This window comes from Arthrobacter sp. SLBN-112, from assembly GCF_006715225.1.
Taxonomy (GTDB): Bacteria; Actinomycetota; Actinomycetes; order Actinomycetales; family Micrococcaceae; genus Arthrobacter.
Genome location: NZ_VFMU01000001.1, coordinates 4061045 through 4073314, shown reverse-complemented (window position 1 = coordinate 4073314; position 12270 = coordinate 4061045). Strand labels below are relative to the sequence as shown.

The following is a 12270-nucleotide window of genomic DNA, read 5'->3' as shown; positions in this document are numbered from 1 at the left end:
GAGGGATGGCAGAATTCAGGCAGTCCACGAAGCTCAACAACGTCCTCTATGACATCCGTGGACCCATCCTGCAGGCCGCCCAGCAGATGGAGGCGGAGGGCCACCGGATCCTCAAGCTGAACATCGGAAACCCTGCCCCGTTTGGCTTCGAAGCGCCGGACGCCATCCTGGTGGACATGATCCGGCACCTGCCCCACGCCCAGGGCTACAGCGATTCCCGCGGCATTTTCTCCGCGCGCACCGCCGTCTCGCAGTATTACCAGACCCGCGGCATCCAGAACATCCACGTCGATGACATCTACCTGGGCAACGGCGTCAGCGAGCTCATCACCATGTCCCTCATGGCCCTTCTGGACGACGGCGACGAGGTCCTGATCCCAACCCCCGATTACCCGTTGTGGACGGCGTCGGTGGCACTGGCGAGCGGCAGGCCGGTGCATTACCTGTGCGACGAGGAATCCGGCTGGCAGCCCGACCTTGATGACCTGGAAGCCAAGATCACGCCCCGCACCAAGGGCATCGTGGTCATCAACCCGAACAACCCCACCGGCGCCGTCTACCCTGAAGAGACGCTGAAACGGATTGTTGCCTTGGCCGAAAAGCACGGCCTGGTGATCTTTGCCGACGAAATCTACGAAAAAATCCTGTACGAGGACGCCGTCCACGTGAACCTCGCCAAGCTGACCGGCGACGACGTCCTGTGCCTGACCTTCAGCGGGCTGTCCAAGGCGTACCGCGTCTGCGGTTACCGGGCAGGCTGGATGGCCATTTCCGGGCCCAAGAAGGATGCTGCGGACTACCTTGAGGGCATTAACCTGCTCGCCAACATGCGCCTGTGCGCGAACGTCCCGGCCCAGCACGCCATCCAGACGGCGCTGGGCGGTTACCAGAGCATCAACGACCTGATCCTCCCCGGCGGCCGGCTTCTGGAGCAGCGCAACAAGGCGTACGACATGCTGAACGCCATTCCCGGCGTCAGCACCCAGCAGGCCAGGGGAGCCCTGTACCTCTTCCCGCGGCTTGACCCGGAGGTGTACCACATCCGGGACGATGAAAAATTTGTCCTCGACCTCCTCAGGGAGCAGAAGATCCTGGTCTCGCACGGCCGTGCCTTCAACTGGGTGCGCCCGGACCACTTCCGCATGGTGACGCTGCCCAACGTAAAGGACATTGAAGAGGCCATCGGCCGCATGGGGGACTTCCTAACCAGGTACCAGGGGAACTAGCCTGTGCTCACGGGCCCGCCGGTCCGTTGCAACCCTTGCGGAAAGGAATCCCATGGCCCGCATCGTCGGCTTTGACCAGCATCCTGCCGAATCCCTTCGGGCAGGGAAGGGCTTCTCCCTGGCCGCGGTGGACCCCGGCTCGACACCCGGGTACAGCGGCAACAAGGCCGACGGCCGGCTGCTGCTGACGGAGATGGACGACGAACTTTCCGAACTGCAGGAAAAGCTCTTTGCCGAGTCACGGTTCGGCGGGACGAAACGGATCCTGCTGATCCTGCAGGCTATGGACACCGCCGGCAAGGGCGGCATGGTCAACCATGTCATGGCGGCCATGAACCCGCAGGGCGTCCAGTTCAAGGCGTTCAAGGCCCCCACCGACGAGGAAAAGTCCTACGACTTCCTGTGGCGCATCGAAAAGGAAGTGCCGGCTGCCGGGATGGTGGGTGTGTTCGACCGTTCCCATTACGAGGACGTCCTGATCCACCGTGTCCATGGCTGGGCCAGCCCGGACGAGATCAAGCGGCGCTACGCGGCCATCAATGAGTTCGAGGCGCGGTTGGCGGACTCGGGAACGAAGGTCATCAAGGTGATGCTCCACATCAGTGGTGGGGAGCAAAAGGAGAGGCTGCTGGCCCGGCTGGATGATCCCTCCAAACACTGGAAGTACAGCCGGGGCGATCTGGACGAACGGGCCCACTGGGAGGACTATATGGCCGCGTACCAGGCGGCCATCGATGAAACGAGCACACCGAATGCGCCGTGGCACGTTGTTCCGGCGAACAAGAAGTGGTTTGCCCGGATTGCCGTCCAGCAGTTGCTGCTCGGCGCCTTGTCAGACATGTTGCTGGAATGGCCCAAGGCCGAGTTCGACGTCGCTGCTGAGCGGGAGCTCGTGGCGCGTTCCTGACAGCCCCCTGGCCCGGGTGCTGCCGGTCCAGTTCTTTCCGGGGGTTAGAGTGGCTGATCCCGGGCCGCTGCCAGCCGCTTCCGCGCGCCTTCCAGCCACTCCTCGCAGCGTGCGGCCAGCGCCTCGCCGCGTTCCCACAGGGCCAGGGATTCCTCCAGGCTTGCCCCTCCTGCTTCCAGCCTGCCCACCACTGCGATGAGCTGCTCCCGCGCCTCCTCATAGCTCAGGGCTGCGACGTCGGACTGTGGTTTCTGTTCGGTCATGCCTTCTCTTCCAATTCCTGCTGGTTTGGGTTTCCTGGATGCGCCCCCGTGGATGTGGCGCCGGTCGATGTTGCTCCGAAGCGGCCCTCCGCCACACGGATGGACAGGGCCGCTCCCGCCGGCGCTTCGGCGGGACGGCGGACAACAGCGTGGCCCGCCTGGGCAATCCGGGCGGCCTGGTCTCCTGCCAGTTCGACGACGGCGTATCCACGGTCGAGGGTCTTCTGCGGTGAGAGGGCGCGGACCTGGGCCTTCAGGTGCTCAAGCTGGTCGGCCGCCCGTACCACCGTGGAACTCACTGCAGCGGAGGAGCGTCGCAGCAGCCGCTCGATTTCCTCGGCCCGGACTGAGACCATGCCCTCCGGCGCGGCCATGACCGGGCGGGAGTGCAGTGCTGCCAGCCGGTCCGACTCCCGGTCCACCATCCGGTCCATGCACCGCCGCAGCTGCTCCCGCGCCTGGCGCACGCCGGCAAGTTCTTCGGAGACTTCGGGAACGATCCGCTTGGCGGCATCGGTGGGGGTGGAGGCCCGAAGGTCGGCAACGTCATCCAGCAGCGGCCGGTCTGCCTCATGCCCGATGGCACTCACCACCGGGGTGGCGGCAGCAGCCACGGCCCGGATCAGGTCCTCGCTGTTGAAGGGCAGCAGGTCTTCCAGCGCGCCGCCGCCGCGGGCGATAACAATGACGTCCACCTCGGGCCGGGCATCCAGTTCACGCAGGGCGCGGACCACCTGGGCCACCGCGGTATTTCCCTGAACGGCGACCTCGCGGATCTCGAATTCCACTGCCGGCCAGCGCAGGGCCGCGTTCCGCAGGATGTCCTTCTTTGCGTCCGAATCGCGGCCCGTGATGAGGCCGATCCGGTGCGGGAGCAGGGGCAGGGGCTTCTTCCTGGACTCGGCAAACAGGCCCTCAGCTGCCAGGGCCTGGCGCAACCGCTCAATCCTGGCCAGCAGGTCGCCCAGGCCCACAGGCCGGATATCCCGCACCAGCATGTTGAGCCGGCCCGTCTTCAGCCAGAATTCCGGTTTCAGCAGGGCCACCACCCGCGAACCGCGCTCCAGCGGAAGGTTCTGCCGTTCCAGCACCTTGGTCCAGACAGATGCGGGAAGGGATACCTCCGCATCCACGTCGCGAAGTGTGAGGTAGGCGTTGGTGCCGCGGCGGTTCAGCTCGATGACCTGGCCTTCCACCCACGCGGACGGGGTGCGGTCGATATGGGCCTTGAGCTTCTGCGACAGCAGCTGCAGCGGCCAGGGGTTATCCGGGCTTGTCTCCGCTGCAGTGGCCGGCAGGGTAGTGGGTGCTGTATCCGGAAGGGAGGCCTGGTCAGACATGCGGACGCCGGTGGGAGGCTGGTGCTGCGGGCATGCGGTCCTTCATCTGTTGTTGGCGGTCAATCAACCTTATCCATAAGGTCTAGCACCGGGGACTGACATGGATGGTCCTTCGACCCTGCCTAGGATGGGGTAAGGCCCCCAACCCCGAAGGACCTGCTGTGCGTACTTTTGTTTCTGCCATCGCCACCGTGCTGGGCATCCTCCTGGCCGCCGTTGCCGTTCCCGCCATCTGGGTGGACCGGAACGTGGTCCAGGAAGATGGTTTTGTCCGTCTTGCAGCACCGCTCGGCAAGGACTCGGAGTTTCAACGGAAGCTGGCCACGGCGGCGGTGGGAACGATCGATACCGGATCGGTTCCGGGTTTTCTTTCCGGGCTGGTCGAGCCGATGCTTGAGAAGGCAGCGGAGTCGCTGACCGGGCTTCCCGGCTATCCGACGGCCTGGGAGGAGACACTCCGCAAGAGCCACCGCCTAAGCTTCGCGGACCCTGCCGGTTCGCAGGACGGTGCCTCGACGTCCTCGCTGACCCTCGACGTCGCCCCGTTGGTTGCCCTCGGTTCGGAGGAGATTTCGCGCACCACCCGGCTCCCGTTGGACCCGCCGGAGCAAACGCTGATCAACGTGGGCCAGCCGGCACAAAAGGAGTGGACCGAGCGGCTGGCGACATATGCGCCCATGGGCTACATTCTGGCCGTCGGTTCGGCCGTGGCGTTCCTGCTGGCCCTGGTGGCGGCCCGCCGCCGCTGGACAGTGCTGCTGGCCGCCGGTCTTGGCGGCCTGGTCCTCGCCGGGCTGTGGGGAGTGGGCTTACAGCTGGGCTCCGCCCGGGCCCAGGCCACGGACACCGGCAATGCTGTGGCCAACATGTTCCGTGACGAGTTCCTTGCCGCGGCAGGCACCGATTTCCAGGTGTGGATCACCACGGCCGCGGTGACAGGCGGCGTCCTGGTGGCGGCGGCCGTTGTGACGTTGTTCGCATCCCGGAAACCGGCGCGGACCAGCCGGTAGCATGGAGGGATGACCACCTCGGCTGTATCCCTCTCGATGCCAACCATTCCGCGCAGGCGCCGCTCGCCTGAGGACGTAGCAGCAGCCGCCCCCGTGAACGGCGCCAAAAAGGTGCTGTTGGCTGCTCCCCGCGGCTACTGCGCAGGCGTTGACCGGGCCGTGATCGCCGTCGAAAAGGCGCTCGAACACTACGGGCCGCCCGTCTATGTGCGCAAGCAGATCGTCCACAACGTGCACGTGGTCAGCTCCCTGGAGGAAAAGGGTGCCATCTTCGTCGACGAGACGGACGAAGTGCCCGAAGGCGCACTGGTGGTCTTCTCTGCCCACGGGGTGTCCCCGGCAGTGGTCGAATCTGCCGAAAACCGCGGCCTGCGCACCATCGATGCGACCTGCCCGCTGGTTACCAAGGTGCACAAGGAAGCCGTCCGCTTCGCCAAAGACGATTTCGACATCCTCCTGATCGGCCACGACGGGCACGAGGAAGTGGAAGGCACCTCCGGTGAAGCGCCGGAGCACATCCAGATCATCAATGGACCCCACGAAGTGGATAAGGTCACCGTCCGCGACCCCGAGAAGGTCATCTGGCTGTCCCAGACCACCCTGAGCGTGGACGAGACTATGGAGACCGTCCGGCTGCTCAAGGAGCGGTTCCCCACCCTGCAGGACCCGCCCAGCGACGACATCTGCTACGCCACCACCAACCGCCAGGTGGCCATCAAGAAGATTGCGCCCAAGGCGGACCTGGTGATCGTGGTCGGCTCGGCCAACTCATCGAACTCCGTCCGGCTGGTGGAGGTGGCACTCGAGTACGGTGCCAAGGCCTCCTACCGGGTGGACTTCGCCAACGAGGTTGACGAAGCCTGGTTCGAGGGCGTCGCCACTGTGGGCGTCACGTCCGGGGCTTCAGTTCCGGAGGTACTGGTGCAGGACGTCCTGAGGCTGCTGGCCGACTACGGCTACGGCGCGGTGGAGGAAGTGGTCACCGCAGAGGAGGACCTCCTGTTCTCGCTGCCCAAGGAACTCCGCGCAACCCTGAAGCAGGCAGGCGACGTCAGCCGCGCGCTGGGCGGGCGCAGGCCCCGGAGCTGACAAAGCGCCAGCTGTACCCAGGAACTGGCATTCATCAGAAGTAAAGAGATGGGCCGGGCAGTTTGAACAACTGCCCGGCCCATCCTGCATCCGCAGCCCCTTGTCAGGCCGCTTCCTCGTCGCCCTGGAGTTCGGGTGCCACCAGCGCGCGGGGGGTCACCTCCACCACCGGCGGTGTCACCAGACCGGTCTCCTCGAGGGAGTTGAGCTTCCGCGCCGTGGGCAGGACACGGGCTTCCAGGGTGCCCACCATCGCGTTGTAGCGGTCCACCGACGACTTCAGGGATGAGCCCAGTTTGCTCACGTTTTCGCCCAGGGTTCCCATCCGGTCGTACAGCTGCCGCGCGAGCTCGAACAGCTCGCGTGCACTGTCCGTCAGGACGTCCTGGCGCCACGTGAAGGCCACGGACTTCAGCACGGCCAGCAGGGTGCTGGGGGAGGCCAGGACCACGTTTCGCGACAACGCGTGGTCCAGGAGCCCGGCGTCGGCCGTGAGTGCTGCAGCGAGGATGGATTCGGCCGGAATGAAGCAGACCACCAGTTCCGGGGAGTTCCCCGGGATGTCCCAGTACTTCTTTGTGCCCAGCGCGTCCACGTGCGCCCTCAGGGCTTTGGCGTGCGCTGCCAGCAGGGCTTGCCGGTTCCGTCCCTCGTTGGCCGGCTGCAGCCCGGACGGCTGGCCCGGGCGCGGGTCCACCGCTCCGGGTTCCTGCGCCTCAAGGTAGGACGAGAGCGGGACTTTGGCGTCCACTACCAGCTGCTTGTCGCCCGGCAACTGCACCACCAGGTCGGGGCGGACAGCGGAGTCGTGGCCGGCGCTGTGCACCTGCTCCACGAAGTCCACGTGGCGCAGCATGCCCGCGGCCTCCACTACGCGCCGGAGCTGCACCTCCCCCCATTGGCCCCTGGCGCTGTTGGAGCGCAGGGCGGATTCCAGGGCATGCGTGGACCGGATGAGCTGTTCATCGGACAGCCTTGCCTCCTGCAGCTGCTGTGCCAGTTGGCCGTACTGTTCCACCCGGTCCCGCTCCAGCAGAGCCACCTGCTGCTGGACCGCGGACAGCTTTTCGGCCACCGGAGCCAGGGCGCGAAGAACGCTGCCGTCCTGCGTCCTGGCCTCGCCCAGCTCGCGGTTCTGTACCGCCAAAAGCCGCCGCTCGGCGTCGGCCGCTGCCAGCTGCGCCGTGACCTCTGAAAGGCGGGACGACACCTGGTCAAAGTCGGCCTCCAAGGCATGCGAGTTCCGGCGCAGGGAGAAATAGGTGGCCGCGGCACCGGCAAGCGCGCCGAGCAGCAGCATGAGAAGGGCCAGAATCAAGGCAAAAGCATCCATGGCTTCACTGTTGCACGGGCCTCTGACAATCACAGGCAATGACATTCGCCGGTACTGCCTGCGGGGGCCCGGCGGGTAGAATCAATGCTCGTGGCTCTTACTATTGGCATCGTCGGACTGCCCAACGTCGGCAAATCAACCCTCTTCAACGCGCTTACCCGCAACCAGGTCCTGGCCGCGAACTATCCGTTCGCCACCATCGAACCCAACGTCGGCGTGGTGAACCTCCCGGATCCCAGGCTCCAGAAGCTCGCCGGCATCTTCGGCTCGCAGCGTGTCCTGCCCGCCGCCGTGTCCTTCGTGGACATCGCAGGCATCGTCAAGGGCGCATCCGAAGGGGAGGGGTTGGGCAACCAGTTCCTGGCCAATATCCGCGAGGCTGAAGCCATCGCCCAGGTTGTCCGGGTCTTTGATGACCCCGACGTGGTGCACGTTGACGGCAAAGTGGATCCCCGCTCGGACATGGAGACCATCAACACCGAGCTGATCCTCGCCGACCTGCAGACCATCGAAAAGGCCGTCCCGCGGATCGAAAAAGAAGTCAAGATCAAGAAGCGGGAGGCGGCCGAGCTTGCCGCCGTCAAGGCCGCACAGGCAGTGCTGGAACGTGGAGACACCATCTACTCCTCCATCAAGAGCGACAAGCTGGAGATGGAGCACCTCAAGGAGCTGGGGCTGCTGACGGCCAAGCCCTTCATTTACGTCTTCAACGCGGACGAAGGCATCCTGGGCAGCCCGGAAAAGCAGGAGGAACTGCGGGCCATGGTGGCCCCCGCGGACTGCATCTTCCTGGACGCCAAGCTCGAAGCCGACCTCGTGGAACTGGACGAGGAAGAAGCCCGCGAGATGCTGGAAATGAACGGCCAGGACGAATCCGGCCTGGACCAGCTGGCCCGCGTGGGCTTCCACACCCTGGGGCTTCAGACCTACCTCACCGCCGGACCCAAGGAAGCACGTGCCTGGACCATCCGGCAGGGGGACACGGCACCGCAGGCGGCCGGCGTCATCCACTCCGACTTCCAGCGCGGGTTCATCAAGGCCGAGGTGGTCTCCTTCGAGGACCTCGTGGACGCCGGTTCCATGGCTGAGGCAAAGTCACGCGGCAAGGTCCGCATCGAAGGCAAGGAATACGTCATGGCCGACGGCGACGTGGTGGAGTTCCGCTTCAACGTCTGACCGCCGGGACGGCTTATCCTGAATCTGTAGGGCGTGATCGTGGCGACCCCAGTCCCCTCCTGAGAGGGAAAACACAAGGAGGCGGCATGCCGGTCCGGCGTCTGATGCAATTGCTCATCGCCGCGGTGGTGGCTGCCCTGGTCCTATCGGGGTGCTCGGGAACCAGTGCCCCGTCTGTTGTGGTTGGGGAGGCAAAGCGCGGCGGCAGCGTGACGGTGGCAGAGGTCAATGCCTTCTCCTCGTTCAACCCGTACAGCGCCAACGGCAATACCGACATCAATTCGAAAATCGGCGCCATCACCCACTCGGGCTTCTTCTACCTCGATGACAGCTCGAAGGTTGTCCGCAACGACAAGTTCGGGCACTTCGAGAAGGTCTCCGACGATCCGCTCAAGGTGAAGTACACGGTCAACGAGGGCGTCAAGTGGTCAGACGGTGCACAGATCGGCGCGGCCGACCTCCTGTTGAGCTGGGCCGCCGGGTCGGGCTACTTCGACGACCTTGATCCAGCCTCCGGGAAGGGAACCAAGTACTTCTCGGTAGCCTCTGACACCACCGGACTGGCGGGCACACTGTTTCCCGAAGTCGGGTCCGACGGCCGGTCCATCACCATCGAGTACGCCGCACCGTACGCCGACTGGGAAGTGGCGTTCGACGTCGGACTTCCCGCCCACGTCGTCGCTGCCAAGAGCGGCCTGAACGACGAGGAAGACCTGGTCCAACTCCTCAAGGACACTCCCCGGGGCAACCCGGAAAAGCCTGCATCAAACCCTGAACTCAAGAAAATCAGCGACTTCTGGAACAGCGGGTTCGATGCAAAGTCCATTCCCGACGATCCGGCGATCTATCTGTCCAGCGGCCCCTACATCGTCCGCGATATCGTGCCGGAAGTCTCAATGAAACTTGTCCGGAACCGGGACTACGTCTGGGGTTCGGAACCCTGGCTGGACGAGATCAATGTCAGGTTCACCGGGGCAGTGCCCGCCGCCGTCGATGCCCTGCGTAACGGCCAGGCGGACATTATCTCGCCCCGGCCGTCAGCAGCAACTGAAGATCTGCTCATGGGACTGTCGGGGCAGGGCATCACTGTGGAACGGTACAAACAGTCCGGCTACGACCATCTGGACCTCAACTTCTCCGGGCCCTTCGCCAACAAGGACGTCCGGGAAGCATTCCTCAAGACAGTTCCACGTCAGGCAATCGCGGACGCAGTCCTGGGAACCCAGGTCCCGGACAGCAAGCCGTTGGACTCCCACGTCTTCCTGCCCGGACAGCCGAAATACGACGAAACGGTGAAGAAAAACGGTTCCTCGGATTACGCCAAGGTTGACATCGACGCCGCAAAGAGCCTCCTGAAGGGCGCAACCCCCACCATCCGGATCCTTTACAACCGGGACAATCCCAACCGTGCCAAGGCGTTTGCCCTGATCCGCGACTCCGCTGCACTGGCCGGCTTCCGTGTGTCCGACGGCGGCCAGGGGAGTGCCGACTGGGCAGCCGCGCTCAGCCGCGGCGGCTACGACGCCGCCTTGTCCGGCTGGATCGGCACGGAGGCCGGCGTGAGCCGGGTGCCGCAGATCTTCCGGACCGGGGCAGGCAGCAACTTCACGGGATATTCCAACGGCGACGCGGACAAGGTCATGGAGCAGCTGGCCGCGACCACGGACCTGGGCAAGCAGGACGAGCTCCTGGCCGACGTTGACAAGCATGTCTGGGAGGACGCATACGGCCTGCCGCTCTACCAAACCCTGGGTACTACCGCCTTCAATTCCCGCGTGGCCGGCATCAAGACCAGTCCCGGTCCCCTCGGCGTGTGGTGGAACGTATGGGACTGGCGGCTGTCCTGATTCAGCCGCGTCCGCTGTGGTTTTCCTGCCCTTGGGGACCCTTCACCCTACCGATTCGCCGTCCGGCCTACTGGCGAGTAGCATGTGACGTGCCTAACTAATTGCTGTGACTTGGGGCATTTCACTGCGCCGGTCACGTTTTGGCAACGGAGTACCAGTATCTGGACTTCGTGCGGTTAGGCTAACTCGTATTATGTAGGTTTCGTCACAGCGGTGAGCTGCGTCCGGCCTGCGGGGAAGCACAAGATTCCCCTATATATCTCTCCCACAACTCATAGGAGGCGGAATGCGTTTTACGCGCACTTCCAAAGCACTGGGCATCGTGGCAATCGCCGCGCTTGCCCTGACCGGGTGCGGCGCCGGCGGCGGCGGCAGCACTGACGGGTCCAGCAATGCTGCAGGGGATCCGAACAAGGTCATCACCGCCTACAGCAACGAGCCACAAAACCCGTTGCTGCCGGCGAACACCAATGAGGTTTATGGCGGCCGCGTGGTCGAGCTCCTCTTTGAGGGCCTGCGCACCTACGATGCCAGTGGCAAGCCTGTCAACGCCCTGGCTGACTCCATTGAGTCGTCCGACGCCCAGAACTGGACCATCAAGGTCAAGCAGGGCCAGAAGTTCACCAACGGTGAAGCCATTACGGCCAAGACCTTCGTTGACTCCTGGAACTTCGCCGCCAACTCCAAGAACCTGCAGAACAACGGATTCTTCTTTGAGTCCATCGCCGGTTACGAAGATGTCTCGGCCGTGAACTCGGAGAAGGGTGCTGACGGCAAGACCACCACCACGCCGGCTCCCAAGGCCGACACCATGTCCGGCCTGGCAGCAACCGATGACTCCACCATCACCGTCAAGCTCGCCCAGCCTGAAGCCGACTGGTCCCTGCGCCTTGGCTACTCCGCTTTCTTCCCGCTTCCGTCCACCGCGCTGGCTGACCCCAAGACCTTCGGTGAAAACCCCGTCGGCAACGGTCCCTACAAGTTCGAGAAGCAGGGTTCCTGGGTCCACGACCAGTCCATCTCCCTGGTTAAGAACGCCGACTACAAGGGACCGCGTGAGGCCAAGAACGGCGGCGTGACCTTCAAGTTCTACACCGACCCGGGCCCCGCATACACGGACCTCCAGTCCGACAACCTGGACATCACAGATGTCCTTCCGTCCAACGCCCTGAAGACCTACGTTGCTGACTTCCCGGACCGGAATGCCACCAAACCGGTTGCCACCAACTCCACGCTGAACATCCCGCCGTACAACCCCAACTTCCAGGGTGAAGCCGGCAAGCTCCGCCGCCAGGCACTGTCCTACGCCATCAACCGCGAGGAAATCGCCAAGGTGGTCTTCAACGGCACCCGCACCCCGGCCAAGGCATTTGTTCCGCCGGTCATCGACGGGTTCAAGGAAGGCCTCAAGGGCAGCGAAGTCCTGAAGTTCGACGCCGCCAAGGCCAAGGACCTGTGGGCACAGGCTGAGAAGATCCAGCCGTACGACAGCTCCAAGCCGCTCCAGATCGCCTCCAACACCGATGGCGGTAATAAGGAATGGATCGACGCCGTAGCCAACGGCTTCAAGAACAACCTCGGCATTCAGGCTGAAATCCAGCCCTTCGCCAAGTTCGCTGAAGTCCTGAACCTCCGCAAGTCCCAGCAGCTGCCCGGCCTTACCCGCGCGGGCTGGCAGGGCGACTACCCCTCGCTGTACAACTTCCTGGGACCGGTCTGGGCCACCAACGCTTCCTCCAACTACGAGAAGTACTCGAACCCCGAGTTCGACAAGCTCCTCAAGGAGGGCCTGGCTGCCAAGAGCACGGATGAAGCCAACGGCAAGTTCAACCAGGCACAGGAAATCCTGTTCCAGGACCTGCCCGGCCTGCCGCTCTGGGATCAGGCACGCCCGATCGTGTGGAGCAACAACATCGTGAAGGCCGAAACCGGCTGGAACGGCGGCATCCTGTACTACGGCATCACCGCCAAGTAGTCCCAGATCTAACTTGCCGACAAGCTGATGGGGGTTCCGGTCACGTCCGGGCCCCCATTGGCTTGCAAGCGGCAGGAAGGCACTCATGAACGCGTTTTCTCCCT

General features: G+C 64.2%; 10 protein-coding genes. 7 read left to right on the top strand and 3 right to left on the bottom strand.

Annotated elements, in window-relative coordinates:
- Nucleotides 1–5 precede the first annotated feature (5 nt).
- Nucleotides 6–1226: a pyridoxal phosphate-dependent aminotransferase gene (locus tag FBY33_RS18695; protein ID WP_142031851.1), complete on the top strand. Its 1221-nt coding sequence runs from the start codon at nt 6–8 to the stop codon at nt 1224–1226.
- A gap of 52 nt (nt 1227–1278) precedes the next feature.
- The gene (locus tag FBY33_RS18690) at nt 1279–2133 is read left to right on the top strand and encodes a polyphosphate kinase 2 family protein (protein WP_142031849.1); all 855 of its coding nucleotides are present in this window, start codon (nt 1279–1281) and stop codon (nt 2131–2133) included.
- 44 nt (nt 2134–2177) lie between these two features.
- Here the strand turns inward: FBY33_RS18690 and FBY33_RS18685 are convergent, their stop codons facing one another.
- Nucleotides 2178–2396 (bottom strand): exodeoxyribonuclease VII small subunit, encoded by a 219-nt coding sequence (locus FBY33_RS18685; RefSeq protein WP_142031848.1) that lies wholly within the window; start codon nt 2394–2396, stop codon nt 2178–2180.
- Nucleotides 2393–3736 carry an exodeoxyribonuclease VII large subunit gene (gene xseA, locus FBY33_RS18680; protein ID WP_142031846.1) on the bottom strand — a complete coding sequence of 448 codons (1344 nt, stop codon included), beginning with the start codon at nt 3734–3736 and terminating at the stop codon, nt 2393–2395. Before xseA ends, FBY33_RS18685 begins: the two co-directional genes overlap by 4 nt.
- A gap of 161 nt (nt 3737–3897) precedes the next feature.
- Between xseA and FBY33_RS18675 the strand changes: the two genes are divergently transcribed.
- Together FBY33_RS18675 and FBY33_RS18670 are read left to right on the top strand one after the other, a co-directional pair.
- On the top strand, nt 3898–4746 hold the full coding sequence (locus tag FBY33_RS18675) for a hypothetical protein (RefSeq protein ID WP_142031844.1): 849 nt from the start codon (nt 3898–3900) through the stop codon (nt 4744–4746).
- A gap of 9 nt (nt 4747–4755) precedes the next feature.
- Nucleotides 4756–5835, top strand: a complete 1080-nt coding sequence (locus FBY33_RS18670; RefSeq protein WP_142031842.1) for a 4-hydroxy-3-methylbut-2-enyl diphosphate reductase — start codon at nt 4756–4758, stop codon at nt 5833–5835.
- A gap of 103 nt (nt 5836–5938) precedes the next feature.
- On the opposite strand, the gene FBY33_RS18665 is transcribed toward FBY33_RS18670, so the two are convergent.
- Entirely contained in the window at nt 5939–7168 is a 1230-nt protein-coding gene (locus FBY33_RS18665) for a DNA recombination protein RmuC (protein ID WP_142031840.1), read from the bottom strand.
- 90 nt (nt 7169–7258) lie between these two features.
- On the opposite strand from FBY33_RS18665, the gene ychF reads away from it, so the two are divergent.
- From ychF to FBY33_RS18650, 3 genes are all read left to right on the top strand, one after another.
- Nucleotides 7259–8344: a redox-regulated ATPase YchF gene (ychF, locus tag FBY33_RS18660; protein WP_142031839.1), complete on the top strand. Its 1086-nt coding sequence runs from the start codon at nt 7259–7261 to the stop codon at nt 8342–8344.
- A gap of 86 nt (nt 8345–8430) precedes the next feature.
- The gene (locus FBY33_RS18655; RefSeq protein ID WP_142031837.1) at nt 8431–10191 is read left to right on the top strand and encodes an ABC transporter family substrate-binding protein; all 1761 of its coding nucleotides are present in this window, start codon (nt 8431–8433) and stop codon (nt 10189–10191) included.
- Nucleotides 10192–10477: 286 nt separating this feature from the next.
- Nucleotides 10478–12166 carry a peptide ABC transporter substrate-binding protein gene (locus tag FBY33_RS18650; RefSeq protein WP_142031835.1) on the top strand — a complete coding sequence of 563 codons (1689 nt, stop codon included), beginning with the start codon at nt 10478–10480 and terminating at the stop codon, nt 12164–12166.
- Nucleotides 12167–12270: the final 104 nt, after the last annotated feature.